At 64.6% G+C, this 26,363-nt stretch carries 26 protein-coding genes and 1 tRNA gene; 15 read left to right on the plus strand and 12 right to left on the minus strand.

The genetic code is table 11. The features are described from left to right. The first annotated feature begins 11 nt into the window (after positions 1-11). Together L6637_RS30520 and L6637_RS30525 are read left to right on the plus strand one after the other, a co-directional pair. Complete coding sequence (locus L6637_RS30520) at positions 12-1,334, plus strand: MFS transporter (protein ID WP_237872786.1); 1,323 nt, start codon at positions 12-14, stop codon at positions 1,332-1,334. Then, positions 1,331-2,290, plus strand: a complete 960-nt coding sequence (locus tag L6637_RS30525) for an amidohydrolase family protein (protein ID WP_237872787.1) — start codon at positions 1,331-1,333, stop codon at positions 2,288-2,290. Before L6637_RS30520 ends, L6637_RS30525 begins: the two co-directional genes overlap by 4 nt. A gap of 19 nt (positions 2,291-2,309) precedes the next feature. On the opposite strand, the gene L6637_RS30530 is transcribed toward L6637_RS30525, so the two are convergent. Beyond that, on the minus strand, positions 2,310-2,987 hold the full coding sequence (locus L6637_RS30530; protein WP_237872788.1) for an RraA family protein: 678 nt from the start codon (positions 2,985-2,987) through the stop codon (positions 2,310-2,312). Between the two features lie 96 nt (positions 2,988-3,083). After that, the gene (locus tag L6637_RS30535; RefSeq protein ID WP_237872789.1) at positions 3,084-3,596 is read right to left on the minus strand and encodes a 2'-5' RNA ligase family protein; all 513 of its coding nucleotides are present in this window, start codon (positions 3,594-3,596) and stop codon (positions 3,084-3,086) included. A gap of 118 nt (positions 3,597-3,714) precedes the next feature. On the opposite strand from L6637_RS30535, the gene L6637_RS30540 reads away from it, so the two are divergent. From L6637_RS30540 to L6637_RS30555, 4 genes are all read left to right on the plus strand, one after another. Then, a complete protein-coding gene (locus L6637_RS30540) occupies positions 3,715-4,827 on the plus strand; it encodes an ABC transporter ATP-binding protein (protein ID WP_338076875.1) in 1,113 nt (370 codons plus the stop codon). Between the two features lie 33 nt (positions 4,828-4,860). Then, entirely contained in the window at positions 4,861-5,991 is a 1,131-nt protein-coding gene (locus L6637_RS30545; protein ID WP_237865331.1) for an ABC transporter substrate-binding protein, read from the plus strand. Positions 5,992-6,079: 88 nt separating this feature from the next. After that, positions 6,080-6,910 (plus strand): ABC transporter permease, encoded by an 831-nt coding sequence (locus tag L6637_RS30550; RefSeq protein ID WP_377803189.1) that lies wholly within the window; start codon positions 6,080-6,082, stop codon positions 6,908-6,910. After that, positions 6,907-7,722, plus strand: coding sequence for an ABC transporter permease (locus tag L6637_RS30555; RefSeq protein WP_237872791.1), 816 nt, complete (start codon positions 6,907-6,909; stop codon positions 7,720-7,722). The genes L6637_RS30550 and L6637_RS30555 overlap by 4 nt, the downstream gene beginning before the upstream one ends. A 39-nt stretch (positions 7,723-7,761) precedes the next feature. Here L6637_RS30555 and L6637_RS30560 read toward each other — a convergent pair whose 3' ends face one another. The 4 genes from L6637_RS30560 to L6637_RS30570 form a co-directional block, all read right to left on the minus strand. Further along, positions 7,762-8,700: an N-acetylmuramic acid 6-phosphate etherase gene (locus L6637_RS30560; protein WP_276575780.1), complete on the minus strand. Its 939-nt coding sequence runs from the start codon at positions 8,698-8,700 to the stop codon at positions 7,762-7,764. A 1,084-nt stretch (positions 8,701-9,784) separates the two neighbouring features. Next, a complete protein-coding gene (locus L6637_RS42455; RefSeq protein WP_256379163.1) occupies positions 9,785-9,913 on the minus strand; it encodes a hypothetical protein in 129 nt (42 codons plus the stop codon). A gap of 236 nt (positions 9,914-10,149) precedes the next feature. Beyond that, positions 10,150-10,225, minus strand: a tRNA-Ile gene (locus tag L6637_RS30565). A gap of 329 nt (positions 10,226-10,554) precedes the next feature. Then, positions 10,555-11,529, minus strand: coding sequence for a Bug family tripartite tricarboxylate transporter substrate binding protein (locus L6637_RS30570; protein WP_237872793.1), 975 nt, complete (start codon positions 11,527-11,529; stop codon positions 10,555-10,557). Between the two features lie 104 nt (positions 11,530-11,633). Here L6637_RS30570 and L6637_RS30575 point away from each other — a divergent pair, with 104 nt between their 5' ends. Further along, a complete protein-coding gene (locus L6637_RS30575; protein WP_237872874.1) occupies positions 11,634-12,599 on the plus strand; it encodes a TAXI family TRAP transporter solute-binding subunit in 966 nt (321 codons plus the stop codon). Between the two features lie 27 nt (positions 12,600-12,626). Here the strand turns inward: L6637_RS30575 and L6637_RS30580 are convergent, their stop codons facing one another. The 3 genes from L6637_RS30580 to L6637_RS30590 all read right to left on the minus strand — a co-directional run bounded on the left by L6637_RS30580 (position 12,627) and on the right by L6637_RS30590 (position 15,107). Beyond that, positions 12,627-13,841, minus strand: coding sequence for an ABC transporter substrate-binding protein (locus tag L6637_RS30580; protein WP_237872795.1), 1,215 nt, complete (start codon positions 13,839-13,841; stop codon positions 12,627-12,629). 102 nt (positions 13,842-13,943) lie between these two features. Then, the gene (locus L6637_RS30585; RefSeq protein WP_237872796.1) at positions 13,944-14,837 is read right to left on the minus strand and encodes a helix-turn-helix transcriptional regulator; all 894 of its coding nucleotides are present in this window, start codon (positions 14,835-14,837) and stop codon (positions 13,944-13,946) included. 9 nt (positions 14,838-14,846) lie between these two features. Further along, positions 14,847-15,107 (minus strand): hypothetical protein, encoded by a 261-nt coding sequence (locus L6637_RS30590; RefSeq protein WP_237872797.1) that lies wholly within the window; start codon positions 15,105-15,107, stop codon positions 14,847-14,849. 126 nt (positions 15,108-15,233) lie between these two features. Here L6637_RS30590 and L6637_RS30595 point away from each other — a divergent pair, with 126 nt between their 5' ends. The 4 genes from L6637_RS30595 to L6637_RS30610 are packed head-to-tail and all read left to right on the plus strand — an operon-like array spanning position 15,234 to position 20,363. Further along, positions 15,234-16,067 carry an ABC transporter substrate-binding protein gene (locus tag L6637_RS30595; protein WP_237865343.1) on the plus strand — a complete coding sequence of 278 codons (834 nt, stop codon included), beginning with the start codon at positions 15,234-15,236 and terminating at the stop codon, positions 16,065-16,067. 54 nt (positions 16,068-16,121) lie between these two features. Next, complete coding sequence (locus tag L6637_RS30600; RefSeq protein WP_237872798.1) at positions 16,122-17,228, plus strand: molybdopterin-binding protein; 1,107 nt, start codon at positions 16,122-16,124, stop codon at positions 17,226-17,228. 13 nt (positions 17,229-17,241) lie between these two features. Continuing rightward, complete coding sequence (locus L6637_RS30605; protein WP_237872799.1) at positions 17,242-19,191, plus strand: molybdopterin biosynthesis protein; 1,950 nt, start codon at positions 17,242-17,244, stop codon at positions 19,189-19,191. A gap of 44 nt (positions 19,192-19,235) precedes the next feature. After that, the gene (locus tag L6637_RS30610; RefSeq protein ID WP_237865346.1) at positions 19,236-20,363 is read left to right on the plus strand and encodes an FAD-dependent monooxygenase; all 1,128 of its coding nucleotides are present in this window, start codon (positions 19,236-19,238) and stop codon (positions 20,361-20,363) included. Here the strand turns inward: L6637_RS30610 and L6637_RS30615 are convergent. The 3 genes from L6637_RS30615 to fdhD form a co-directional block, all read right to left on the minus strand. Beyond that, positions 20,330-20,575, minus strand: coding sequence for a hypothetical protein (locus L6637_RS30615; protein WP_237865347.1), 246 nt, complete (start codon positions 20,573-20,575; stop codon positions 20,330-20,332). The two genes, L6637_RS30610 and L6637_RS30615, sit on opposite strands and share 34 nt — an antisense overlap. Positions 20,576-20,645: 70 nt before the next feature. Beyond that, positions 20,646-21,293 carry a molybdenum cofactor guanylyltransferase MobA gene (gene mobA, locus L6637_RS30620; protein ID WP_237872800.1) on the minus strand — a complete coding sequence of 216 codons (648 nt, stop codon included), beginning with the start codon at positions 21,291-21,293 and terminating at the stop codon, positions 20,646-20,648. Next, complete coding sequence (fdhD, locus tag L6637_RS30625; protein ID WP_237865350.1) at positions 21,283-22,173, minus strand: formate dehydrogenase accessory sulfurtransferase FdhD; 891 nt, start codon at positions 22,171-22,173, stop codon at positions 21,283-21,285. The genes mobA and fdhD overlap by 11 nt, the downstream gene beginning before the upstream one ends. A 106-nt stretch (positions 22,174-22,279) precedes the next feature. Here fdhD and mobB point away from each other — a divergent pair, with 106 nt between their 5' ends. The 4 genes from mobB (at position 22,280) to L6637_RS30645 (ending at position 26,353) form a co-directional block, all read left to right on the plus strand. Beyond that, positions 22,280-22,807: a molybdopterin-guanine dinucleotide biosynthesis protein B gene (gene mobB / locus L6637_RS30630; RefSeq protein WP_237872876.1), complete on the plus strand. Its 528-nt coding sequence runs from the start codon at positions 22,280-22,282 to the stop codon at positions 22,805-22,807. A 9-nt stretch (positions 22,808-22,816) separates the two neighbouring features. Then, positions 22,817-24,073, plus strand: a complete 1,257-nt coding sequence (locus L6637_RS30635; protein ID WP_237872801.1) for a molybdopterin molybdotransferase MoeA — start codon at positions 22,817-22,819, stop codon at positions 24,071-24,073. Positions 24,074-24,118: 45 nt separating this feature from the next. Then, on the plus strand, positions 24,119-24,382 hold the full coding sequence (locus tag L6637_RS30640; protein WP_237865354.1) for a sulfurtransferase TusA family protein: 264 nt from the start codon (positions 24,119-24,121) through the stop codon (positions 24,380-24,382). Between the two features lie 318 nt (positions 24,383-24,700). Then, complete coding sequence (locus L6637_RS30645) at positions 24,701-26,353, plus strand: OFA family MFS transporter (RefSeq protein ID WP_237865355.1); 1,653 nt, start codon at positions 24,701-24,703, stop codon at positions 26,351-26,353. The last annotated feature ends 10 nt before the right edge of the window (positions 26,354-26,363 follow it).

A 26,363-nucleotide genomic window follows, 5' to 3' on the forward strand; every position in this document is an offset into this window, starting at 1 on the left:
GGGAGAGAAACGTGACGGCTGCTCGAACGGACATCGACCCGATAGAGAAGGCGACGATGCGCAAGGTGGTCCTGCGCCTCGTGCCGTTCCTGATGATCTGCTATTTCTTCGCGCTGCTCGATCGCGTCAATGTCGGCTTCGCAGCGCTGCAGATGAACAAGGATCTCGGGCTCACGCCGGCGATGTTCGGCTTCGGCGCCAGCCTGTTCTTCGTTTCCTATTTCCTGGTGGAAGTGCCGAGCAACCTGGCGCTGCAGAAATTCGGCGCGCGGCGCTGGATCGCCCGGATCATGATCACCTGGGGCCTGGTGACGGCGTGCATGGCGTTCGTCGTGGGGCCGTATTCGCTTTATGCGATGCGCTTCATCCTGGGCGCGGCGGAGGCCGGCTTCTTTCCCGGCGCGATCCTCTATCTGACCTATTGGCTGCCTTCCGAGTATCGCGCGCGCATCCTGGCGACCTTCACGGTCTCGATCCCGCTTGCGACCTTCCTGGGGTCGCCGCTGTCGGTCGGCTTGCTCGAACTCGACGGCGCGCTTGGCCTGCGCGGCTGGCAGTGGCTTTTCATCCTGGAGGGATTGCCGACCGTCTTGCTCGGGCTTGCCTGCCTGTTCGTTCTGACCGACAGGCCCGAAAGGGCGCCCTGGCTGACCAATGAGCAGCGGGATTGGTTGACGGCCCGCATGGCGGCGGATGCAGCCGCGCGCAAGCCGGTCGGTCATCTCTCGCTCTGGCAGCTTGCCACCAACAAATATTTCCTGGTCATGGCCCTGGTCTGCTCCGGTGCCTCCGCCACCGGCAGTGTGCTGTCGGTCTGGCAACCGCAGCTGCTGAAATCGTTTGGCCTGTCGAATCTGCAGACCGGCTTCGTCAATGCGATCCCGTACGGCATCGCGACCGTGCTCATGGTGCTGTGGGGCCGCCATTCGGACAAATCGGGCGAGCGCCGCTGGCACACGGCCATTCCGCTGCTGCTCGCCGCCGGCGGCTTCACCGCATTGGGCCTGACGGGAACGGCTGTTGCGCCGACCATCGTCATGGTGACGTTCTGCCTGGTGGGCGCCTATGCCTTCAAGGGGCCGTTCTGGGCGCTGTCGGCAAGCTGGCTTTCGACCAGCACGCTCGCCGCCGGCCTCGCCGGCATCAACGCGATCTCCAATTTGATCGGCGGCGGGTTGATGGTGAACGTGGTTGGCCTGGTCAAGCAATCGACCGGAAGCTTCGTGCTCGGGATGCTGCCGCTTGCGCTGCTGTGTGCCGTGGCCGCGACCTGCGTCCTCGTGCTCGGCCGCAACGTCGCGCGTGCTGCCGACATGGTCGCGGTGAAATCATGAGCGAGCGCGGCAAGACGTCACGGCGCGCCATTAACAGGCGCGGCGTTCTCGTTGGTCTACTGGCTGCGAGCACGGGCGCCTGGGCGGACGGCGTCGAGCAGGCGGTGCCCAACAGCACCGGGTCGGCGCCGCCGCGCTTGAACGCGCCCGCGGACGCATGCGATTGCCATCACCATATCTACGACGGACGGTTTCCCGTTTCGCCGCATTGGCACCAGGGCTTTCCATCGGGTGCGACCGTCGCGGATTATCGAAACCTCCGTCGCCGGCTCGGCACCACCAGGAGCGTGGTGGTGCAGCCATCCACATACGGGGTCGACAACCGGTGTCTCGCCGACGCGCTGGGCCAGCTCGGCTCCTCGTCGCGCGGCGTAGCCGTGGTCGACGCCGACGTCGAGGAAGCAGAGCTGCGCGCGCTGGCCGACGCCGGCGTCTGCGCCATCCGCGTCAATTTCGTATCTCCGCAGACCTGGGGAACGACAACGCCGGAGATGCTTGCCGCGCTCGCGAGGCGCGTCAGCCCGCTGGGCCGGCACGTGCAGATCCTGATGACCGGCGATCAGATCGTCACTCATGAGAAAGTCATCCGGTCGCTGCCCACCAAGGTGGTCATCGACCATCTCGGGCGTATTCCGCAGCCCGATGGCGTCAAGCATCCTGCGTTCGCCGCCGTGCGTCGCATGCTCGATGAGGGGCGCACCTGGGTGAAGGTCACCGAGCCCTATGAGGACAGCAAGCTCGGTTCGCCCTATGCGGATTCCAGCGACGTTGCGCGTGCCTACGTGCAGGCAACGCCCGAGCGTATCCTGTGGGGCACCGACTGGCCGCATCCGACCCAGCGCGGCACCAAGCCGGATGATGCGTTATTGCTCGATCTTCTCGCCGTCTGGGCGCCGGACGAAAAAACCCGCCGGCGCATCCTGGTCGATAATCCGGTCGAACTGTTCGGCTTCTAACCACCTGGCCGAAGGCGTCTCAATCGACGCCTTCGCACTTCAGCTCGCGCAATTGCTTGTCCACCCAGGAGGCGTCGTGGGTGCCGGCCTCGATATTGGCCATCTGCTTCTGCTCGGCCTCGAACTTCGCGGTGGCGGCCTTGAACACCGCCTCGGTCTGATCGAACGGCACGCAGAGCAGGCCGTCATCGTCGCCGATGATGAGGTCGCCGGGCTCGATCACCATGCCGTCGATCGCGATCGCAACGTTGATTTCGCCCGGGCCATTCTTGTAAGGGCCGCGATGGGTCACGCCCGCCGCGAAAACCGGAAATGTCTGGCTGCGGATGAAGCCGGCGTCGCGGATCGCGCCGTTGATGACGAGGCCCGCCACGCCGCGCTTGACCATCTGCATCATCATCATCTCGCCGGTGATGGCATTGGTCAGGTCGCCGCCGGCATCGACGACGATGACGTCGCCGGGCTCGGCCAGCGCGATCGCCTTGTGCACCATGAGATTGTCGCCGGGCGCCGTCTTGACCGTCAGTGCCGCGCCCGCCAGCCCGCCACTCCCGTGCATCGGACGAAGCCGCGCACCGCCGGCCGTCAGGCGCGACATGCTGTCGCTGACATTGGCGACAGGCAGGCGCGCAAAACGCTCGACGACATCGGCGCCGATCTTCCTGTTGCGTTTCAAGATTCTGAATCCGACGGGCATGAATGGTTCTCCAAATGGGCTGGAAAATCCATAGAACGACGTTTCGTTTTTCGCAATGTGCATGATGAGAGGAACTGGTCGGTCTCCTCACAAGCCTCAGCGCCCGAGCGGCACCGAGGCCTGGATCGTCCAATCGGCGATGGGGATGTCCTGTCCTGAACGGACGACGCAAATTCTGTCGAAGGTAATGGCGCGGCCCGCGAGGCGCTGCCCGAATTCGGCTGATGCCGGCGCCTTCACGACCTCCGGCAGGTTGCCATAGAGCAGCGAGACATGCGGCATGAAGCGTTCAGCTTCCTGCGGATCGAGGCGTTGCTTCAGCCTGGAGAGCGGCGCCGAAACGGCGAAGCGCACGTAGAAGGCCCGGAAGAACGCCTGCGTCGTCTCGATCCCAGCTATCGGTTCGGCGAAGACCTGCGACGCAGCGGCTGCTGCCCGAGCATCCTCGTGGAGATGCTCGAACGTTGCATTGGTGTCGCCGCGCAGCGTCAGATGCGGCGCGAAATTCGGCGTGCCGAAGCGCGCCGCAAGCTCGCCGATGAGCGAAGCGAGAAACGCTTCGTCTTCGGGGCACGGCATGAGCCAGAGCGATCGGATCTCGACGGTCATCGGGAGTCATAAATCTGTTGCACGAGCGCGCTAGGGGTCGGTATGTTTATTCCACGCTGATCGCAGAATGGAAGAACAATTCCATCTGAGCAAATAGGGCGGCGTGGAGGAGCGAAACGTGCGGGCGGGCTCGCAAGTGATGTCGGGTGTCGGCGCGGCAATCGAGGTGCGCGGCCTGCACGTCGCCTATGGCGGCACGAAAGTGCTTCACGGCGTCGATCTCGATTTTGCGCCGGGGTCTTTCACGGCGCTGCTCGGCTCCTCCGGCTGCGGCAAGACCACGCTTCTGCGCTCGCTCTCCGGCTTTGTGCCGGTCTTGTCCGGCTCGATTGCCGTCGGTGGCAAGGACGTCGCCGGTCTGCCGCCCGAGAAGCGCGGCATGGCGATGGTGTTCCAGTCCTATGCGCTCTGGCCGCATATGACGGTGCTCCAGAACATAGGCTACGGCCTGAAGCTGCGCGGGGTGTCCAAGCGCGACATCGCCGCCAAGGTGTCCTCGCTGCTGGCGATGCTCGGGCTCTCCGGCTACGAAGATCGCAAGGTCACGGCCATGTCGGGCGGGCAGCGGCAGCGTGTGGCGCTGGGACGCGCGCTGGCGGTCGACCCCGGCATCCTGCTGCTGGACGAGCCTCTGTCCAACCTCGACGCCAAGATCCGCATGACGATGCGTCACGAAATCCGCGCCATCCAGCAGCGGCTCGGCGTCACCACGATCCATGTCACGCATGACCGCGAGGAGGCGATGACGATGGCCGACAGGCTGGTCATCATGAATGCTGGCCGCATCGCGCAGATCGGTACGCCGGAGGAGGTCTATGACCGGCCGAACAGCGCCTTCGTCGCCAATTTCATGGGCGCCGAGAACGTGCTGCCCGTCCGTGTCGAGTCCGGCGAGGGCCCCGCCACGATCGCGGCTGGCGAGGCGCGCTATGTGATCCCCCGTGAACGCGACCTTGCTCTGCCAGCGGGCGAAGCACTCGCTTATTTCCGCGACGACGTCGCCAGTCTGGATGCGCCCGATGCCGCACCCGGCGAGGATCTGGTGGTGCCGGGTCGCATTGCGGCGCGCAGCTATCCGGGTGGGCTCTACCGCTACAGGATCGAGGTCGCCGGCCGCCAGCTGACCGTTGATCATGCCATCAGGCATGAGCCCGGCGCGGCCGTCGGCCTGCGTATCCCGCTTTCACGCCTTCACATCTTCCCGGCTGCACAGGCGTCCATCCCGGCCTGACCCCTTCCAACGATCCGACACGGAGCCAGACTCATGCGCCTTCTCACGATTGCCACCTCGCTCGCCGCGCTGATCGCGGCTTCGCCGCTCGCTGCGCAAACGCTCAACGTCGCCTCCGCGGGCGATCAGAATATGGTCGACTACGTCAAGGACTACCTTGCCCCGATGTTCGAGAAGGCCCATCCGGGCGTCAAGATCGTCGCGGTCGGCACCGGGCCGGGCGATGCCGGCTCGCAGAAGATTTACGAGAAGCTCAACGCCCAGAAAGGCGCGACCGCAACCGATTTCGATGTGGTGGTGATCCACCAGAAGGCCGCCGGCCAGATGGTCAAGGAGGGCCTGCTCGACAAATATTCGGCCGATGTCGATACCGCCAAGCTCGCCACGGGCGACGCGTCCAGGAACGCGCTCGGCACCGACGTAAGCGGCTACGTCATCCCGATGTTCCAGTCGCAGACCGCGCTCGCTTACAATGCCGACATGGTCAAGACGCCGCCGGCGAGCTTTGCCGAGCTCGCCGATTGGGCCAAAAAGAATCCGAAGCAGTTCGGCTATAACGGCATCAAGGGTGGCATGTCGGGCGTCGCCTTCGTCGCCGGCTGGGTCTACGCATTCGGCGGCGATGCCGACAAGCTGATCAAAGGCCCCTACGACGCCGCCACCAAGGCCAATTGGGACAAGGCCTTCGCGGATCTAAAGGCCTTCAACGCCAACGCCACCATCACCCCCGGCAATGCCGGCACGCTCGACATGTTGAACCGCGGCGAGATTGCGATCGGCCCTGTCTGGGTCGACATGTTCTACTCGTGGCAGGCCGACGGCAAGCTGCCGCCGAACATGAAGCTGAAACTGATCTCGCCCGGCATGCCCGGTCAGCCGATGTATTATTCGATTCCGGAGAAATCGGCACAGAAGAAGCTGGCCGAGGCCTTCATTGCGCTTGCAACTTCGCCGCAAGTCCAGGCCGACGGCATCGTCAAGAAGTTCAACTGGTATCCGGGCATCGACGCCAAGAACCTCGAAGGCAAGCTCGACAAGGCCGCCTGGGACAAGCTCTTCAGCGACGTTACGCCGGCCGAGCTCGCCAGCAACGGCAAGCCCTTTCCGATAGCGCCCTACTTCAACGACATCCTCGAGGGCTACGAGAAGAAGGTCGCGAATTGAGGTTCGTTGCGAGGGTCGTGATTCTCGGGCGCGTGCCCGGGAGTCACGACCTTTATCCTCTGCGCCGTTGTCAGCAGGTTCGATGTCCATCTCCCAACGCCAGCTCGCTCTGCTGCTCATCGCGCCTGGCCTCGCGCTGGTGGCGGCGCTGTTTCTCTATCCGCTGAGCTTCTCGCTGATCTCGGCCTTCACGGGGCCGAAAGGAGGCGTCTCGCTGGATGCCTTTCGAAAGGCCTGGGAGCTCTATTCCGGCGACGTCCTCTTTACCGTCGTGATCGTGCTCGCCTCCTGCTCGTTCACGGGGCTCGCCGCCATCATCATCGCCGGTACGCTGACGCTCGGCGAGAATCGCTGGATCGTTGGCACGCTGAAAGCGCTCTATCGCTGGCCGCTCTTCATCCCGTTCATCGTCGCGGCACAGTGCATGCGCACCTTCCTCGCCAAAAACGGGCTGATGAACAATTCCTTCGTCGCCATGGGGCTCATGGAGCCGCTCCAGGCGGTAAGCTTCCTCGACTGGCGCGGCATCATCGCCACCTTCGTCTGGAAGCAGACGCCCTTCGTTGCCCTGCTGCTCGCTGGCGCGCTCGCCGCGATCGACCGCGCGACGCTTGAAGCGGGCCGCAATCTCGGTGCCTCTCGCTTGCGCGTGCTGGTCGAGCTCGCGTTGCCTCAGGTGATGCCGCAGCTCCTCGTGGCGCTGGTGCTGTCGTTCGTGACGATGCTCTCGGTGCTGTCGGTCCCGATGATGGTGGCGGGATCGCAGCCCACTTTGCTGACCGTCGACATGGCCTTCCGCATCAACGCCTATGGCGATTACGCCACGGCGAATGCGCTCGGCGTCATCACCTATCTGCTCTCGGCCGGCGCTGCGATCATCTATCTGAAGCGCGGCATGGCCAAGGAGAGCGCGTCATGATGCCTCTCGCATCTTCGTTGCGCACGGCGCTGGCTGTGGTCCTGCTCGCGGCCTTTGCCTTCGTGCTGATCGGCCCGCTCGCCAACCTCGCGCTCTGGTCCGTGGCCGAGCGCTGGTACACGCCCTATAAGCTGCCGGTGACCTACGGCACGCGTTATTGGCAGCAGGTATTCCGCCCCTCAGGCGACGCCATGGCCTCGCTCGGCACATCGGTCTGGATCGCGGTGCTGACGGTCGTCGTTGCGCTCGCGCTCTCGATTCCGGCCGGCTACGCGCTGGCGCGGCTGAAGCTGCCGGCGCGCGCCCTGTTCATGGTTGTATTCCTGCTGCCGCAGGCCTTTCCGTCGGTCGCGATCTACATCAACGTCGCCCGCGTCTTCTACCAGCTCGGCATCAACGGCACTGTCTTCGCCGTGGTGCTCGTCCACGCCGCGCACGGGCTGGTCTATTCGGTCTGGATCGCGGCCGCCGCCTTCGGCGCGGTCGACAAGGATCTGGAGCTTGCGGCGCGCAACATCGGCGCCTCGCCGCTTCTGACGTTTTTCTCGGTGACGCTGCCGCTGGCGGCACCCGGCATCGTCGCCAGCGGCATCTTTGTCTTCCTGGAATCGCTCGACGAGTTCACCGGCACCTTCTTCGTCGGCGTGCCGCAGGTCACGACCCTGCCGCTGCTGCTCTACAATGCGGCGATGGGCGGCAACTATCAGGTCGCCTCGATCACGGCGCTGATCCTCCTCGTGCCCTCGGTGCTGTTCATGCTCTTCATCGAGCGCTTCCTGCGCGCCGACGTGCTGGCCAAGGTCGGCGCCTAGGCCGGGTCATTGGCTACGCTTGGTATGCCGGTCAGGATGCTAGCCCCGATCCCTGGCGAGCTCGGCAAGCACGCGGCGAAGATTGCCGTCGCCGTCCTTCAGAAGGGTCTCCGCATCAGCCCTGCTGACACCCAGCGCCAGAAGCACCGCCGTCTTGACGTCTCCTTCGGCCTGCTCGAGCGAGCGTGCCGCGTGCGACGGGTCGCAGTCGGCGATTTGTGCCACCATGGCTTCGGCGCGCCGCTTCAGCTTGGCATTGGTCGGCGGCATGTTCACCATCATGCCGCGATACACCCGGCCAAGGCGCAGCATGATCCCCGAAGAGATCAGGTTGAGCACGACCTTCTGCGCGGTGCCCGCCTTCATCCGCGTGGAGCCGGCGATCAGCTCGCGGCCGGTCTCGATCAGGATCGGAAACTTTGCCGATGCCAGCAGGGCGGTGCCGGGATTGTTGGCGACAGCGACCGTCACGGCATCGAAAGAGCCGGCGTGCTGCAGCGCCGCGACCGTGAACGGCGTTGTGCCGCTGGCGGCGACCGCGATCACCACGTCATGGGGTGTGAGCCGTGCGGCCTCGATCTGCGTGACGGCATCATCGACATCGTCCTCCGCGCCCTCGATGCTGGTGACGAACGCCCTGTCACCGCCGGCGAGGACGAAGCGGACGCGCTCGCGGGGCCAGGCGAAGGTCGGTGTCAGCTCGGCGCCGTCCTGGACCGCCACGCGGCCCGAGGTGCCGGCGCCGACATAGACAATGCGGCCGCGATCGCCGAGCGCAGTCTTGGCCGCTTCGGCCGCCGCGGTGATTGCGGGAAGGGCATGGCCAATTGCGGCGACCGCCGCAAGCTGGCCCTCCCACATCGCTTCCATCGCCGAATTCAGCGGCCATGCATCAAGGTCGGCAAATCTGGGATCGACTTCTTCGGTCGCCATGCCGCTGATCCAAGCCTCAAACGCGGAACTTCGGAGCCTGTTCATAGTAGGTTTCTCTCCTCGGCAGGTCCAGCTTGGCCAGGTCCAGGTCCGCCAGGTCAGCGCGGCAGCTGAATTCGCCGCCATCAATGGCGAGAGGCCTGGTACCTTTTGTTCCCATGGGACCTTAACGCGAGGAATTAGCTCCGGGTCCCTGAAGCCGCTGTGTACGCGAATGATCCGGGCGGGGCGGGGCTCGCCTCACGAGTCCGTGACGGCGATTCTCGGTTCAGCACCGAGGGGCCAATCTGGGTCTTCCGCCTTTCTCTCGATTGCCGCGCAGCGGCGAGCCTTCAAGTCGACGAACAGGGCCCGAAGAATTGAGTGCACTGTCACCGAAATTCGAGAATCTGGTGGCGCCGCACGGCCGCTGCTTCATTGCCCGCGGTTGCCCTTGCCGAATAGCGAACCGCACATCGAATAGAACGAACACACGGGACTACCGAAGCGCCTGAGCGGTCGGCGGCGAATCACGGATCAATCTACAGACTCGGGCTACCGGCGCGACCCCGAACGTTGCCTGCACTGCAAATTGAGGACGGTCAGCGTAAGACCCTGAGGCTCAATAAGGGCGATAGTAGTCGCGCCGCCATCGCGGCCGGTACTCCTCCCGGTAGTATCGACGGGGCCCGTAGTAAGCGTAGCCTTGGCGAGCTGCCTGATACTGCGGCGGAATGACACCGTTGGGATAGCAATTCCCGTGGATGTCTATGTCATAGCCATTCCCACACCAGCCGCCACGAACTTGTACGATCGGGGCATCGCTTTGAATTGCAGGTGCTTCGGTTTGGACCGCTGTGGGTGCCCCAATTTGGAGAGCAAGGATCGTTGCGGCAGCTGCGCTGGTCAGTGGCATGTTCAGTTCCTCCCGTGGCTTGTAAGGGCTAAACGCCGCAGAGCTTGGCCCGGTTTCCTGGACGGGAATGGATTTTGCCGCGGCACGCGGCGTTCATCGCTTATTCATATTCAGCAACGCGGTCTCGTGGCCGGAATTACGGTGACAGTGCACTTAATTCACAAGGCTTGGTGGCGATCATTGGAGTGCACTGTCACCGCAGCTTCTGGCAATTGAAGGGCCATCAACCCAACATTACCGCACCCCCGTGCCTTTGCAGCGCTGGCACTTCACCACCTTGTCGCCCTTCTTGAGCAAGCCCTTGCCTTCACAGTTCTTGCATTTCTGTTTCTTCTTGATGTTCGGGCCTTTTTCGCTGGCCATGAAAATCTCCTGCCGTGAGAGTGGGGGCGACTGGTGGCTAGTAAGAGCTTGTGTCCGCAAGAGCGCCAGTCCGTCATCGCTTCCGCTGCGCTCCAGCTATGCCGGACACGCTTCGCCCTTCGGCTCCTGCGTGGCTGCTCCGCCCGCCTTCGCCCGGTGGGCTTCGGCGCGGCAGCCTTCGCTTGCCTTTCGTGGCACCGGCTCGCCGAGCCGAAGCTCGCGAAGCGAGCGAAGGCTGGTGGGCCCGGCAGGACTCGAACCTGCAACCAGACCGTTATGAGCGGCCGGCTCTAACCATTGAGCTACAGGCCCCGCCGCGGGACGGCCGCTGGAAGGCGCGGCCGGCAACGGTGCGCGGTTCGTTTACAGGGATGGAGGCGGGGGTGCAATGCCGGGACAGCCGACGCGAAACGTCAGCGCGGCATTGCCGGGCACATTCCGAATAACCGAATTTTGGGATGATGCCCTTATACGCCTGTTTTGCCCGACGGAACAAGTGTTTTTCGGTGGTCTTGATTTTTGCTGCCGTAACCCGTTGTAATCCCCGCACTTTCTACTGTGCATGGGGTTGTTTTGGTGTTTTGACGGGAGGGGCCCTTAAGTCCCCTCCTGCCGGCCCGAATGAGTAGAGGACAGCCCGCTCAGTCCACCGAGACCCCGGCGAACTCCACGACCTTCTTCCACTTCTCGGTCTCCTCAGTGACGAGCTTGCCGAACTCGGCGGGCGTCATCTGCCTCGGGATGCCGCCATTCTCGGTCAGGCGCGCCGCCACCTTCGGGTCCTTCAGCGCGTCGTTGACGGCCTTGTTGAGGAGCTCGACGATTTCAGGTGGCGTGCCCTTCGGCGCGGAGATGCCGTAGAAGCCGACCGATTCGAAGCCCGGCACGGTCTCGGCGATGGCGGGCACGTCGGGCACCGCGGGCCAGCGCTGCGGCGAGGTCACGCCGAGTGCGCGGACATTGCCGCCGCGCGACTGCTCGAGCGCGGACGGCAAATTGTCGAAGATCAGCTGCACCTTGTTGGAGATGATGTCGGGGAAGGCGATCGCCGATCCGCGATAGGGCACATGCACCATGTCGCACTTGGTCATCGCCTTGAACAGCTCCGCCGACATGTGCACCGAGGTGCCGTTGCCTGACGAGGCGAACGAGATCTTGCCGGGGTTGGCCTTGCAATAGTCGATGAACTCCTGGACCGTCTTCACCGGCATCGCATTGGAGACGACCAGCATGTTGGTGAGCTGCATGATGCTGGCGACCGGCGTGGTGTCGCGCAAAAAGTCGAACGGCAGCTTCTTGTACAGCGAGGTCGAGATCGCGTTGTTGGGCGCGACGAACAGCAGCGTGTAGCCGTCGGCCGGCGAATTGATCGCGGCGGCGGCCGCGATGTTGCCGCCGGAGCCGGTGCGGTTCTCGACAATGAACTGCTGGCCGAGATGGTCCGACAACCACTGCGCCATGATGCGCGCGACGATGTCGACCGGGCCGCCGGCGGCAAAGCCGATCAGCCAGTGCACGGGGCGGTCGGGGTAGGCGGCGGAGGCGCGAGGGGTGGCGGCGAGGAGACCTGACAGCAAGACCAGCCCGAAACCAGCGCACCGCAAAATTCGCAACATGACGCCTCCCATTGCTTTATTGTTTGCGAGCATGCTTTCACAAAAACCGCCCGCTGCCTACATCGTCTCTGGTCGATGTTGACGCAGGCGCAGCCGGACCGATGATGAAATTCGCAATCGATATCCTTCTCGGTGCGGCGCTGCTGCTCAGTCCCGCTGCTGCTCAAACCGGAGGCAACGCCATTTCCACCACGACCATCAGTTTGGGCACCGCGACACCCGGCGGCGGCTTCCCGCTCTATGGCAACGCCTTCGCCGAGGTGATGAATGCGGCGGATGGCTCGCTCACCATCGCCCCGCGCAACACCAAGGGCAGCAACGAAAACATTCCGCTGCTGGAAAAGGGCGAGCTCGATCTCGCTTTGGTCGCGGGCGAGCCGGCCTATGAGGCCTTTGCCGGCATCGGCCGCTCGCCCGTGCGGCTGAAGATCTTGACCGCGATCTATTCCAACCCCGGCATGTTCGTGGTGCGCGCGGACAGTCCCTACAAGACGATCCGCGATCTCGTCGGCCAGGCGGTCGCGTTCGGCGCCAAAGGCTCCGGCCTGCCGATCCTGGCGCGCTATGTGCTCGATGGTCTCGGCCTGAAGCAGGACGACGACTTCAAGGCCATCTATCTCGATCGCGCCGGCGACGGCCCCGCGATGGTCGAGGATGGTCGCGTCGCAGCGCTGTGGGGCGCCGGCATCGGCTGGCCCGGATTTGCCGCGGTCGCATCGAGCGCGTCAGGCGCGCGCTTCATCGCGCCTGATGCCGAAGAGATCACGCGCATCCGCGCCAAGCATGCGTTCCTCAAACCGCTGACCGTGCCGGCCGGCAGTTACCCGAAGCAGAGCGAGCCAATCGCCTCGCTCGGCTCCTGGAGCTTTGTGCTGACGCGCGAAGACCTGCCCGACGATGTCGCCTATCGTCTCGCCAGGACGCTGCACGGCGTCGAAGCAACCTTCTGCAAGAAGCTCGCGCAGGCGTGCGAGACCACGGCGGCAAACACCGCCGCCGCCGCGCCGAGGCCGGAGCTGATTCATCCGGGCGTGATGAAATATTATCGCGAGATCGGCGTGGTGAAATGACGGCCGCGGGAAGCGGCCGTCACGCTCTCACTTCTTCAGCATCGGACACGCCGGGTCGGGCGGGCCGAACGCCTTGTCGCCGGGAATCGTCGCGAGGATCTTGTAATAGTCCCACGGATATTTGCTCTCCTCCGGCGTCTTCACCTGCACCAGCCAGAGGTCGTGCACCATCAGATTGTCATCGCGAAGCTTGCCGTGGCGGGCGAAGAAATCCTCGACCGGCGTCTCGCGCATTTTCGCGGCGACCTTGAGCGGTTCGTCGGTGCCGGCAGCCTTGATGGCGTTGAGATAGTGGATCACGCTGGAATAGACGCCGGCCTGCCACATCGTCGGCATCTTGTTCATCTTGGCGAAATAGCGCTTCGACCATTCGCGGGTCTTGTCGTCCATGTCCCAATAGAAAGAGGTCGTCAGCAACAGGCCCTGCGCGGCCTGCAAGCCGAGGCCGTGGATGTCCGTGATCAGCGCCAGCAGCGCCGCCATCTGCTGGCCGCCCTTGAACACGCCGAACTCCGAGCCGGTCTTGATCTCGTTCATGTTGTTGGGGGGACCTGCCGCAATGCCGATGATCTTGGCCTTGGAGGCCTGCGCCTGCAGCACGAAGGAGGAGAGGTCGGGCGTCGCCAGCGGCGGCTTCACCGAGCCCAGCACCTTGCCGCCATTGGCTGTGATGACGCTGGAGGCGTCGCGCTCGAGCGAGTGGCCGAAGGCGTAGTCGTCGGTGATGAAGAACCAGCTGTCGCCGCCGCGCTTGACCACGGCGTCCGCAGTGCCGACCGCGAGCGCACGGGTGTCGAACACCCATTGCATCGCATAGGGCGAGCAGAACTTGCCGTGGAAATCGGCGGTGCCGGTGGAGTGGGTGATGAACAGCCGCTTCTTCTCGTTGGCGATGTTCTGCACCGCAAGGCCCACGGCCGAGACCGGCACGTCGACGATCAGGTCGACCTGGTCGACGTCGTACCAGCGCCGCGCGATCGCAGCGCCGATGTCGGCCTTGAGCTGGTGGTCGCCGATTACGATGCTGATCGGCTTGCCGAGCACGGTGCCGCCGAAATCGTCGATCGCCATCTGTGCGGCCGTCACCGAGCCCTGGCCGGTCGGCGCGGAGGCCGGGCCGTTCATGTCGGTGAGCACGCCGATCTTGACGACGTCGTCGGACACCTGCGCCGTTGCGGCCCCCGATAGCAGAGCCGCCGTTAAGGCGGCCGCAACCGGCAGTCCAAATTTCATTGGATTCACGCTTGTCCTCCCCTGATCCGGCGCGTTGGCCGAAAGTTGCCTGCCGGGTACGGCCCGGCTGAATTGGTTTCTTTTGCAACTATTTGGGGGTGGGCGTCAATCTCAGGCCGCGAAGCGGATTTGGCCTGCGGGCGAGGGATCATATCCGGTCAGCTCCTCGGCGCGCTGCCGAAGCCGCCGTTCGCCGAGGAACCGGATCAGGGCCTGCATGGCGGGGCGGAAATAGCTGCGCTGCCGCATCGCAAGATCAAGATTCTCCCAGGCCAGCGGCACAAAATCGAGCCCAGCCGAGCGCGCCGCCGCGCGCGTCGCGACGCCGCAATCGGCCTGTCCGGCGCGGACCATCTCGGCGAGGTCGGGCCCGGTGAGGGCCGGCGTCTCCACCGGCCGCAGATCGCGCGTCGTGGCGTCGGCGCGCCTCAGCAGCATGTCGAGCAGCATCTGCGCGCCGGTGCCTTGCTGCCGCATCGCCATCCGCGCGCCGAGCGCGAGCACGTCGGAGAGCCCGTGCAGCCGCTTCGGATTGCCGGGCGGCAGCACCAGACCCTGCTCGCGGCGCACGAAGGCGACAAGCAGCGCATCATGTAAGTCAGGCGCGTCCCGCAGCGCCGTCACGCTGGCGTCGGAGGCAAGGTTGCCCGCGGGATCGAGGCTGTGGAAGTGCACGGCGACCGCCATCACCTCGTTACGTTGCAGCCGCTCGAGCCCGCGCGCGCTGCCCTCGGTCATCGATCCGAGGCCCGAGCCGGATTCGCGAAGGCTCCAGTCGAGCAACTCGTCCTGGCTGCCGCCCACCACCGGCGGCGGCTCCGCCGTCAGCATGCCCGCCGGACGAGCCATGCCCGACAGGACCCAGAGATCGAGCTCGTGCCGCGGGAAGAGCCATTTGCCTGTCACCTTGGTGCAGGGGATCGCGCCGTTGGTAACGAGTTCGTAGAGCTTGCGCTCGCCGAGGCGGAGATAATCCGCGGCTTCACTGGTCGTCAGGAATTCCATCCTGCATTCCTATGCAAATTCTTGCTTCTTTTTGGCGTTCAACGCAGGTGGAATTCTGCACTTCGATTTTTGTCCGCGCGAACCATGCCCGATGAGCTCGTTGCTTTGCAACACATCCTGACACGTGTTTTGATTTTGGTTGACGATCTTGCGAGGCGCTGATGGTGCGGGCCTTGCGGCCATTGCGCGCGTGAGTGCAATCAACGTGCCGGTTGATTCATTGCCGAAATTTCCCGAATGATTCATGTCGCGCGGTGCATGGCGCGCCACGAGCCTGCCTTTCGGTAGTGGCCCTGGCCCAGCCTCTACCTGATGTTGCCGTCGCCGCGGCCATCTCCGTCACGAGTGCGGCGTAATCGCTCATCATGATCGCGTCGTTTTCGATAGGAACCCGTCATGGCCGTTCACCGACTGACCGTTGCATTTGCGCTGCTCTGCGGCCTCGCCGGGGTCGTCGCGACATCGTCTGCCGAGGAGCGCGGGATTGTCCTGGCCTCGACGACATCGACACAGGAATCGGGCCTGCTCGACTATTTGCTGCCCGTCGTCCGCGACAAGATCGGCATCGAGGTGACGGTGATCGCACGCCGGAGCGACGAGGTGCTCGACGGCGCGCGCCGGGGTGAGGCCGACGTGGTGTTGTTGCATGCCCGGCCGCAAGAGGAGAAATTCGTTGCCGATGGTTTTGCCACCAAACGCTACGACGTGATGTACAACGATTTCGTGCTGCTCGGGCCGAAGAGTGATCCCGCGGGCGTGAAGGGCAAGGACATCGCCACCGCGCTGAAAGCAATCGAGGCCAAGGGTGCGCCGTTCGTGACGCGCGGCGATCGTTCCGGCACCCACGCGGCGGAACTCGCACTCTGGATCGTTGCCGGCATCGACATCGCCAGCGCCAAGGGCGCCTGGTATCGGGAGAGCGGGCAGGGCATGACCGCGGCGCTCGACGCCGCGCGTACGGCGAACGCCTACATGCTCGCGGATCGTGCCAGCTGGATCTCGTACAGGGATCGTGGCGACCTCGACGTCATCGTCGAGGGTGACAAGCGGTTGCTCAACCAATATGGTGTGATGCTGGTGAACCCGGAAAAGTTTCCGGACGTGAAGAAGGATCTGGGCCAGACCTTCATCAATTGGCTGATCTCTCCAGAGGGGCAGGCGGCGATCGCCGGCTACAAGGTCGACGGGCAGCAGGTGTTCTTTCCGAACGCGGACAAATCGCGCGGCTGACGGCCGAAGTACGTGCGGTTGCCAAACCGCCCGATGCGTGGTCCATCATGAGGCATGACCCAGCGCTTGCCGCCCTCGCTGACGCCGCTCGCTACCGCGCTCGCTGCGCTGCTGCGCGGCGTCACCCCCGTCACAGTGCAGGAATTGCCGCTGATTGAAGCGGCCGGCTGTGCTTCCGCGGGCATGCCATTGCTGCCGGCCCATCCGCCGCGCGACATCGCTGCAGTGGACGGCTGGGCGCTTTGCGCCAGCGACCTCGTCGGCGCATCCTCCTATTCGCCGCTGCCTCTGGCCGGGCTTCCAGTGTGGGTTGAGGCCGGCGATGCGCTGCCGGCGGGATGTGATTGCGTGCTCGATGTCGACGTCATCGAGGTGTCAGGCCCGCTTGCCCAGGTCCTGGCAGAGGGCATTCCGGGACAGGGCGTTGCGCGTGCGGGCGGCGATGTCGCCGAAAGCACGCCTGCGGCCGCGGCGGGATGTCCCGTCGACGCGGCGGCTCTGCTGCTCGCGCGCGTTGCGGGTGCGGACAAGCTGAGTGTCAGGCGGCCGCGGCTGCGCATCGTCAACGTGCCGGGCCCAACTGTGACGCTGCAGATGATCGCCGACCTCGCAAGCGCGGCAGGATTGGATGTGAGCGCGCATGAAGCCACGTCGCGCGATGCGGCGTCGATCGCGGCGGCGCTCGATGTCTCGGCTTGCGATCTCCTGGTGACGATCGGCGGCAGCGGCGTCGGTCGCGCGGATGCCGCGGTGACGGCGCTGGCCGAGCGCGGGGCGAAGCTTGCCCACGGTCTTGCGCTCCAGCCTGGACGGACCGCAGCCGCTGGTCGGCTCGGAAGCATTCCCGTCGTCGTCTTGCCCGGCTCGCCCGCCCAGGCACTCGCAGTTTGGTTGGCGCTTGTGCTTCCGCTCATCGACAGAATGTCGGCGCGGCGGCCACGTCGCGCAGTGACCTTGCCGCTTGCGCGCAAGATCGCCTCCAGCGTCGGCATTGCCGAAATCGCGCTATTGGCGGAGGAACATAAAACGTGGATGCCGCTTGCCATGGGCGAATGGCCGCTGCACGCGATCGCCCGGTCCGATGCATGGCTGCTTATTCCCGCCAGCAACGAGGGATTTGCGGCGGGCGAGCCAGTCGATGCTTATTTGATGCGGGAATGATATGGGTTCCGGCATGACGATGATCCCGAAGCCACCAGATCGCAGCGCGCTCGAGCAGGAGCAATTCCTCAAAATCCTCTCGCGCGAGGAGGCGCTGGCGCGCTTCGACGCTGCGCTGTTTCCGCGTCCGATCCCGAATGAGGTCCGCAAGCTTGCCGGTGCACTCGACGCGCCCCTCGCCGAAGACATCACTGCACCAATCGACGTGCCGCCGTTCGATCGCTCCAATGTCGACGGCTTTGCCGTGCGCTCGGCGGATCTTTCAGTCGCTGGCGAAGGCGCGCCCGTGCGGCTGGCGCTGAACCGCGAGATCATTCACTGCGGCACCGCACCGATGCTGCAAGTGATGACAGGAACCGCAACGCCGATCGCGACCGGCGGCCCGCTACCGCGCGGCGCCGACGCCGTCGTCATGGTCGAGCACACCCAGCCGTCCGGCCTTGATGCGATCGATGTCCGTCGCGCAGTCTCGCCGGGGCAGTTCGTCTCGTACGCTGGCTCCGACATCGCGCGCGGCGAAGCGCTGCTGCGCGCTGGCACGATCATCGGCTCGCGCGAGATCGGCATGCTGGCGGCCTGCGGCATCGCAGAGGTGAGAATTGCACGGAAGCTGCGAGTTGCCGTGATCTCCACTGGCGACGAGCTCGTGCAGCCCGGCGAGGCGCTTGCGCCGGCCGCGATCTACGACACCAATGGTGCGATTGTCGCAGCTGCGATCAACGAGAATGGCGGCGAGGCGATATTGCTCGGCGCGATTCCCGACGATGAAGCCAGGCTGGAGGCCGCGATGCGCGAGGCGCTGGCCAATGCCGACATGCTGGTGCTGTCGGGCGGCACGTCGAAGGGCGCGGGCGACCTGTCGCATCGCATCATCGGCCGACTGGGCAAACCGGGGATTATCGCGCATGGCGTGGCGCTCAAGCCCGGCAAGCCGCTCTGCCTTGCGGTCTGCGACGGCAAGCCGGTGGTGATCCTGCCGGGCTTTCCGACCTCGGCGATGTTCACCTTCCACGACATGATCGTGCCGGCGTTGCGCAAGATGGCGGGATTGCCGCCGCGCGCCGATGCCAAGGTGAGCGCAACCGTGCCGGTGCGTATTGCATCCGAGCTGGGCCGCACTGAATTCGTGATGGTCTCGCTGGTCGAGGGCAAGGACGGGCTGATCGCCTATCCCTCCGGCAAGGGCTCCGGTGCGATCACGTCGTTCGCGCAGGCCGATGGCTTTCTGCGCATCGATGCGCTCGCCGACCAGATGCCGGCGGGGACGAATGCCGAGGTGACTCTGTTCACGCCGCATGTGCGGGTGCCAGATCTCGTCATCGTCGGCAGCCATTGCACTGGCCTCGATCTCGTGACTGCGCCGCTCGCCCATGCGGGCCTCTCCGTGCGCTCGATTGCCGTTGGCAGTCTCGGTGGCCTGGCGGCGGCCAGACGCGGCGAATGCGATCTCGCGCCGATCCATCTGTTCGACGACAAGAGCGAGACCTACAACACGCCTTACCTCGTCGAGGGGCTCGAGCTCGTGCCGGGATGGCGGCGGATGCAAGGCATTGTCTTCCGCAAGGACGACAAGCGTTTTGAGGGGCTCGGCGCAAAGGAGGCCGTTGCTGCCGCGGTCGCCGACCCCGCCTGCATCATGGTCAACCGCAACCAGGGTGCCGGCACGCGTATCCTGATCGACCGGCTGCTCGGCGGCGCGCGCCCGGAAGGCTATTGGAACCAGCCGCGCTCGCACAACGCGGTTGCCGCGGCCGTCGCGCAGCACCGTGCCGACTGGGGCATGACCATCGCGCCGGTCGCCCATGCGGCCAATCTCGGTTTCATTCCGTTCGCGGAAGAGCATTATGACTTTGCCTTGGTGACGTCGCGCAAGCAGCGCCCCGCGGTACAGGCCTTCCTTGACGCCCTCGGCTCGGACGAGGCGCGCACGGCACTTGAGCGAGCGGGCTTCCGGCCCGCATAGACGACGCGGCATCCAAGCCGCGCGCGACACAGGGTGGGGACGCGATGGCAAGGCCGCTTTCGGTTGCGATTATTGGTGCCGGCATGGGCGGGCTCGCGACCGCCGCGGCGCTCAGGCGCGTCGGCATCGACGTGATGGTCTACGAGCAGGCCTCGCAGTTTGCCCGCATCGGCGCCGGAATTCAGATCGGCTGCAATGCGATGAAAGTGCTGCGGGCGCTGGGGCTAGAGAAGCGGATGCGCGAGCAGTCGTTCTATCCGCGCTCTTGGAATAACCGCCATTGGAAGAGCGGCGACATCAAGTTCGACATGATTTTTGGTGAAAGCGCGGAGGAGAGGTTCGGCGCGCCCTATCTGCTCGCACACCGCGGCGATCTCCATGCGGCGCTGGCGAGCGTGGTGCCGGAAGAGTGCATGAGGCTCAACCACAGGCTTGTCGGTCTCGATGAGACAAATGAGGGCGTCCGGCTCAGCTTTGCCAATGGCAGCAGCGCCGTTGCTGATGCTGTGGTCGGTGCGGATGGTGTTCATTCAGCCGTACGGGACATCCTGTTCAAGACAGCGCCGGTCAAATTCACCGGGCGCATTGCCTATCGCACCGTCTATCCCGCCGCACTGCTCGGCGAGAAAATCGACGATTGCACCAAATGGTGGGGCGAGGACCGCCATATCGTGATCTATTACGTGAAGCCTGACCGTAGCGAGGTCTATCTCGTCACCAGCCAGCCGGAGCCGGACTTCCGCATCGAGTCCTGGTCGGCGAAGGGGGACGTACAGGATCTGCGCGCCTCCTTCGAAGGCTTTCATCCGCAAGTCGGCAAGGTGCTGGCGGCATGTCCCGACGTGCACAAATGGGCGATCATGGATCGTGATGCGCTCGAGTGCTGGGCCGACGGCAAGGTGACGCTGCTCGGCGATGCCTGCCATCCGATGACGCCCTATATGGCGCAAGGCGCGGCCATGGCGATCGAGGACGCCGCGGTGTTGTCGCGCTGCCTCGACGGCATCGACCGCGACGGCGTCGCAGATGCCTTCCGCCGCTTTGAGGGGACACGCAAGGAGCGAACGACGCGAGTGCAGGAGACCTCGCGCGCCAATATCTGGCTGCGGGAGCGGACCGATACGAGTTGGGTTTACGGTTATGATGCCTGGTCGGTGCCGCTGGCGGCCTGAGCGGCCGCCTCGCGCGCCCGCTCTCGTTCCTCGGCTTCCGCAAGCGCGCGCTGCGCTGCGGGCGGCAGCGGCCTCGGGTCCGGCGGGACGTCGACGATTTTGTCGCTGCCCGTGGCTTGTTGGCTCAGCCGCTTGGTGCTGTCGATCGCCTTCGAGAGATCGAACACGAAGTCGACGACTGCGAATATGGCATTCAGAAGAGAGTCGGCCATGGCTGATCCGGAATGCACCCCGATCAGTAGTCGCAGCTCGTCTCGGTCCGGTTCGATGTCCCGTCAAATGCTAGGATGCCGCATCCAGCGCCGCGAGACGCTCGGCTTCCGTGATGTCCTCGACCGTGTTGGCATTGAAGAATGGATCGAGCGGCTCGACCGGCCATGTCACTGTCGCGAGCGGATAGCGCGCGGTCCAGCGATCGATCTTGCGGAGATCCTCGACCACCAGGGCGTGACGCAGCTCGTTGCGCAAGGCGACGCGCCACAGGCCGATCACCGGATGCGACTGGTCGCCTGATGCAGCTACGGCGAGCTGCGCATTTTCTTGCTCACGTGCTTCATGCAGGCGTGCGACGAGATCACGCGGCAGGAACGGACAGTCGCCGGCCGCGCTGAGTACCCATTCGATCTCCGGCCGATTTTTTGCAGTCCAGTCGAGCGCCGCGAGGATGCCAGCGAGCGGACCGGGGAAGCCGGGCACGTCGTCGGCGATCACCTGCAAGCCAAACGCAGCGAAGCGCGCGGGATCGCCATTGGCATTCAGGATCAACCCGTCGCATTGCGGCGAAAGGCGCGCGATCACGCGCTCCAGGATAGTGCGGCCGCCGATGGTCCGCATCGGCTTGTCGCCACCGCCCATGCGACGTGCAAGGCCGCCAGCGAGCAGCACGCCAAGAGTCGGTGGAACGCGCGTTGCCGGAATGTCAGTCGTCACCACTCTCGCCCTTGCGCTTGTGCCTCGCCGATTCCTCTTCGACGTAAGCGAGGTTCTGGTCGTAGACGATCCGCTCCTCGCCGGCGAGCGCGATGAAGCGTTTTCCGCGGGTGCGCCCGACCAGAGTCAGGCCCACTTGGCGTGCGAGATCGACGCCCCAGGCGGTGAAGCCGGACCGCGACACCAGGATAGGAATGCCCATGCGTACGGTCTTGATCACCATCTCAGAGGTGAGACGGCCGGTGGTGTACAGAATCTTATCGGAGGCATCGACGCCGTGGCGGTACATCCAGCCTGCGATCTTGTCGACCGCGTTATGGCGGCCGACGTCCTCAGTATAGCACAGCGGCTCACCCTCCTTGCACAGCACGCAGCCGTGGATCGCGCCGGCCTCGAGATAGAGCGATGGCATGGTGTTGATGGTTTGCGTCATCTGGTAGAGCCAGGAGGTGCGTAGCTCCGCCTTCGGCAGCGCGACACTCTCGACCGCTTCCAACAGATCGCCGAAGGCGGTGCCCTGCGCGCAGCCTGAAGTCTGCGTGCGCTTCTTGAGCTTCGCCTCGAAATTGGTGTGATGCTCGGTGCGCACCACCACGACCTGGAGGTCGTCGTCGTATTCGACCTCGGTAACAGCGTCATCATATTTCAGCATGTTCTGGTTCAGCAGATAGCCGAGAGCCAGATACTCCGGATAGTCGCCGATCGTCATCATGGTGACGATTTCCTGCGAATTCAGGTAGAGCGTCAGCGGCCGCTCCATCGGCACCTTGATCTCGACCCTGGCGCCGGTCTGGTCGGTCCCGGTCACGCTCTGGGTCAGGCGCGGGTCGTCGGGATTGGGGATAATCAGGGGCACCGGGGCCTTGTCGATCTTCATCATGGTCGCGACGTTAGCATGACATTCGCCTCAAGCCGATATAAGCATGCGCACGACGATGGAGAAGGCGGTTCCGGCGCGTCATGCTGCCGGCGGAGATCGAGTTGCGATGAAAGTCATCGGCCTTGCAGGCTGGAGCGGTGCGGGCAAGACCACGCTGTTGACGCGGCTGATCCCGCATTTCAACGCACAAGGCCTGCGCGTCTCCGTCATCAAGCATGCCCATCATCAGTTCGACGTCGATGTGCCCGGCAAGGATTCCTGGCGCCACCGCGAGGCCGGTGCGGCCGAGGTGCTGGTGGCATCGTCGAACCGCTGGGCCCTGATGCATGAGTTGCGCGGCGCGGCCGAGCCGCGGTTGCCGGAACTTCTCAGCAAGCTGTCCGCGGTCGATCTCGTCATGGTCGAAGGCTTCAAGCGCGAGCCGCATCGCAAGATCGAGGTGCATCGCGCCGCCAATGCCAAGCCGCTGCTGTTCCCTGATGATCCCGGCATTGTCGGGATTGCGACCGACACTGCGGTTGAAACCCGGCTGCCGACTGTCCATCTCGATGATATCGAGGCTGTGGCGGCTCTCATGCTGCGTGCCGCGATACAGGTCGAGGATGCGATGGCAAGAAGCGCGGCGACGCGCTGACGAGGCACCATGGCGCAACTGTCGGATGATTGCTTTGCTTTCGGCGGACCGATGATGTCGGTCGATGAGGCTGTTGGCCTGATCACGACCCGCGTCCACGCGATTGCCGACCTCGAGACGGTGGCGCTCGGAGATGCCGACGGGCGCGTGCTGGCGCGCGATATCGCAGCGCCGCTGCCGTTGCCGCCCTTCACCAACTCTGCCGTCGACGGCTATGCCGTCGGCAACGCGGATCTCCCGCAAGCCAGGGAACAGGCGCTTCCGCTCGATGGTCGTATCCAGGCCGGCGGCGTTGCGCAGGCGCCGATCAAGCCCGGCCACACCGCGCGCATCTTTACGGGCGCGCCGATGCCGCCGGGGGCCGAGACCGTCTTCATGCAGGAAGATATCCGTATCGATGTATCAGGAAAGATCGTGCTGCCGCCCGGGCTGAAGTCGGGTGCCAATGTCCGGCCGGCAGGGGAGGACATCCCCATTGGCCATGTCGCGCTGCGGGCAGGCCAGCGACTGCGGCCGCAGCATGTTGCCCTTGCCGCCGCGTTTGGCCTTGTCAGGCTTGATGTCGTCAGGCGCATTCGCGTCGCCGTATTCTCGACCGGCAACGAGTTGGCCTCGCCCGGGGAGCCGCGTGCGGCCTCGCAGCTATTCGACTCCAACCGCTTCATGCTGATGGCGATGCTGCGCCGCCTTGGCTGCGAGGTCTCCGATCTCGGCATTCTCCGCGACGAGCGTGCTTCGCTTGCCGGCGGATTGAAGCAGGTTGCGGGCCACCATGATCTGATCCTCACCACCGGCGGCGTCTCGACCGGCGAGGAGGACCACGTCAAGGCGGCGGTCGAGAGCGTCGGCTCACTCGTGCTGTGGCGGATGGCGATCAAGCCCGGCCGGCCTGTGGCGATGGGCATCATCGGCGGCACGCCGCTGATCGGGCTGCCCGGCAACCCCGTCGCAAGTTTCGTCACATTCGTCCACGTGGTGCGGCCGACCGTGCTCGCGCTCGCCGGCAGTCTGCCGGAGCCGCTATTGCCGATCCCGCTACGTGCGGCGTTCACCTACAAGAAGAAGCTGGGCCGCCGCGAATATGTTCGCGCCTCCTTGCGCCGCGCCCAGGATGGTGCGCTTGAGGCGGTCAAGTTCCCGCGCGAAGGGGCGGGCCTGCTGTCGTCATTGGTGGAGACCGATGGCCTCATTGAACTCGGCGAAAACATCACCCGCGTCGAACCCGGCGACAGCGTAGGTTTCCTGTCCTACGCCGATCTGCTCTGAGGTCCTCGCGTTGACGCAGTCGATCCCTCCCGCCATGTTGCGCCGATGACCAGAACGACACTTGATCTCACCGGGCTCAAATGCCCGTTGCCAGCCCTAAAGACGCGCAAGGCGCTGAAACCATTGCAGCCGGGCGATCAGCTCGAAGTCCACTGCACCGATCCCTTGTCGGTGATTGACATTCCGAACCTGATCCGCGAGACGGGCGACACGGTGGAGATCACCGAGCGCAATGAGGCGCGCATCGTGTTCTTGATAGAAAAGACGAATGGCTCGATAGCAAGTGCCAATGGTGCGCTGCGTTCTTAGGCGCGTTACCGCGCCGATACCGACCTTTTATCTATCGACATCGATCACGGCTTCTGCCCCAATTGACTTTGTCCGCGCGGGCGCGGAGGTTGAGTCTCGTCCGCGATGCGCGGAGCAGCGGGCCACGCACGAAGCCTGCAAACCGTATCGGGCATAGGGCCCCGGTCGAGGGGTTAACTTTTCAGACACGCGTGACGATCCTGGCGCGCGTCGGGTGATTGTGCGGAGCAGCAGGGACAACAGCTGCGCCGCAATGGGCTGAGGAACAGGATCGTAGCGGCAGTCTCGCTCAGAAGGGCGGCTGCAGGGGAGGTACGCATGACGACAATCGAGAGCGCTGGGAGGATTTCAGGCGCTGGCGCGGGAATTCTCGATCGCGAGCGAACGATCGCGACCGCGGGCTTCAATCGCTGGCTGGTGCCGCCGGCAGCGCTGTGCATCCATCTGTGCATCGGCATGGCCTATGGCTTCTCGGTGTTTTGGTTGCCGCTCTCGCGCGCGATCGGATTGACTGCGCCCAAGGCCTGCCCGGACATGTCGTTGTGGTCGGAGCTGTTCACCACCACCTGCGACTGGAAGGTCGCCAGTCTGGGCTGGATGTTCACGCTGTTCTTCGTCCTGCTTGGCGTCTCCGCCGCAATCTGGGGCGGTTGGCTCGAGCGGGCCGGTCCGCGCAAGGCCGGCTTCGTTGCCGCGCTTTGCTGGGGCGGCGGGCTCCTGGTCGGCGCGCTCGGCATCTACGTCCATCAACTCTGGATCATGTGGCTCGGGGCCGGCGTTATCGGCGGCGTCGGACTTGGCCTCGGCTACATCTCGCCGGTGTCGACGCTGATCAAGTGGTTCCCCGATCGCCGCGGCATGGCGACTGGCATGGCCATTATGGGCTTTGGCGGTGGTGCGATGATCGGCGCGCCGTTCGCCAATCTGCTGATCAACTACTTCAAATCGTCGACCGACGTCGGTGTGTGGCAGACCTTCGTCGTCATGGGCATCGTCTATTTCATCTTCATGACCATCGGTGCCTTCGCTTATCGCGTGACGCCGGCTGGCTGGCAGCCCGAGGGCTGGACGCCGCCGAGCGAAAAGAAGTCGATGATCACCGAGCATCACGTCCACCTCGACAACGCGCACAAGACGCCGCAGTTCTGGCTGATCTGGTGGGTGCTGTGCTTGAACGTGTCGGCCGGTATCGGCGTGATCGGCATGGCTTCGCCGATGCTTCAGGAAATCTTCGCCGGCAAGCTGATCGGGCATCCCGAACTCACCTTCAGCCAGCTCTCGGCCGATCAGAAGACCGTCATCGCCGGCATCGCGGCGGGCTTCGCCGGCCTGCTGTCGCTGTTCAACATTGGCGGTCGTTTCGTCTGGGCGTCGCTGTCGGACTATATCGGCCGCAAGAACACTTACTATACGTTCTTCATCCTCGGCATCGTGCTCTACGCACTGGCGCCGACCTTCGCGGCGATGGGCTCGAAGCTGCTCTTCGTGCTCGGCTTCGGCATCATCCTGTCGATGTATGGCGGCGGCTTCGCCACCGTGCCGGCCTATCTCGCCGACATGTTCGGAACGCAATTCGTTGGCGCCATCCATGGCCGGCTGCTGACGGCATGGTCGACCGCGGGCATCATCGGTCCCGTCGTGGTCAACTACCTCCGCGAGTTCCAGCTCGCGGCGGGCGTGCCGCGTGATCAGTTGTACAACACGACGATGTACATTCTCTGTGCGATGCTGATCGCGGGCATCATCTGCAACTACCTCGTCAAGCCGGTCAATTCGAGGTGGTATATGAGCGAGGCGGAGCTCGCGAAGTTGCAGGCGGCAAAGGCCGGCGCAGGTGCGGTCCAGACCGGCTCGTTCGGAATCGGCACCGGCGGCCTCGACGTCAAGGCCGCGCTGTTCTGGCTCTTCGTCGGCATCCCGCTGGCATGGGGCGTGTACAAGACGCTCGAGAGCGCGGTGAAGATCCTCTGATCGCAAGCCC

It is taken from the genome of Bradyrhizobium zhengyangense, from assembly GCF_022012435.1.
GTDB lineage: Bacteria > Pseudomonadota > Alphaproteobacteria > Rhizobiales > Xanthobacteraceae > Bradyrhizobium > Bradyrhizobium zhengyangense.

Bases quoted from the DNA above. Each gene is read 5' to 3' on its own strand.
- L6637_RS30525 (WP_237872787.1), top strand. From the start codon at position 1,331: ATGAGCGAGCGCGGCAAGACGTCACGGCGCGCCATTAACAGGCGCGGC.
- L6637_RS30530 (WP_237872788.1), bottom strand. From the start codon at position 2,987: ATGCCCGTCGGATTCAGAATCTTGAAACGCAACAGGAAGATCGGCGCC.
- L6637_RS30535 (WP_237872789.1), bottom strand. From the start codon at position 3,596: ATGACCGTCGAGATCCGATCGCTCTGGCTCATGCCGTGCCCCGAAGAC.
- L6637_RS30545 (WP_237865331.1), top strand. From the start codon at position 4,861: ATGCGCCTTCTCACGATTGCCACCTCGCTCGCCGCGCTGATCGCGGCT.
- L6637_RS30555 (WP_237872791.1), top strand. From the start codon at position 6,907: ATGATGCCTCTCGCATCTTCGTTGCGCACGGCGCTGGCTGTGGTCCTG.
- L6637_RS30560 (WP_276575780.1), bottom strand. From the start codon at position 8,700: ATGAACAGGCTCCGAAGTTCCGCGTTTGAGGCTTGGATCAGCGGCATG.
- L6637_RS42455 (WP_256379163.1), bottom strand. From the start codon at position 9,913: ATGGCCAGCGAAAAAGGCCCGAACATCAAGAAGAAACAGAAATGCAAG.
- L6637_RS30570 (WP_237872793.1), bottom strand. From the start codon at position 11,529: ATGTTGCGAATTTTGCGGTGCGCTGGTTTCGGGCTGGTCTTGCTGTCA.
- L6637_RS30575 (WP_237872874.1), top strand. From the start codon at position 11,634: ATGAAATTCGCAATCGATATCCTTCTCGGTGCGGCGCTGCTGCTCAGT.
- L6637_RS30585 (WP_237872796.1), bottom strand. From the start codon at position 14,837: ATGGAATTCCTGACGACCAGTGAAGCCGCGGATTATCTCCGCCTCGGC.
- L6637_RS30595 (WP_237865343.1), top strand. From the start codon at position 15,234: ATGGCCGTTCACCGACTGACCGTTGCATTTGCGCTGCTCTGCGGCCTC.
- L6637_RS30600 (WP_237872798.1), top strand. From the start codon at position 16,122: ATGACCCAGCGCTTGCCGCCCTCGCTGACGCCGCTCGCTACCGCGCTC.
- L6637_RS30605 (WP_237872799.1), top strand. From the start codon at position 17,242: ATGACGATGATCCCGAAGCCACCAGATCGCAGCGCGCTCGAGCAGGAG.
- L6637_RS30610 (WP_237865346.1), top strand. From the start codon at position 19,236: ATGGCAAGGCCGCTTTCGGTTGCGATTATTGGTGCCGGCATGGGCGGG.
- L6637_RS30615 (WP_237865347.1), bottom strand. From the start codon at position 20,575: ATGGCCGACTCTCTTCTGAATGCCATATTCGCAGTCGTCGACTTCGTG.
- fdhD (WP_237865350.1), bottom strand. From the start codon at position 22,173: ATGATGAAGATCGACAAGGCCCCGGTGCCCCTGATTATCCCCAATCCC.
- mobB (WP_237872876.1), top strand. From the start codon at position 22,280: ATGAAAGTCATCGGCCTTGCAGGCTGGAGCGGTGCGGGCAAGACCACG.
- L6637_RS30635 (WP_237872801.1), top strand. From the start codon at position 22,817: ATGGCGCAACTGTCGGATGATTGCTTTGCTTTCGGCGGACCGATGATG.
- L6637_RS30640 (WP_237865354.1), top strand. From the start codon at position 24,119: ATGACCAGAACGACACTTGATCTCACCGGGCTCAAATGCCCGTTGCCA.
- L6637_RS30645 (WP_237865355.1), top strand. From the start codon at position 24,701: ATGACGACAATCGAGAGCGCTGGGAGGATTTCAGGCGCTGGCGCGGGA.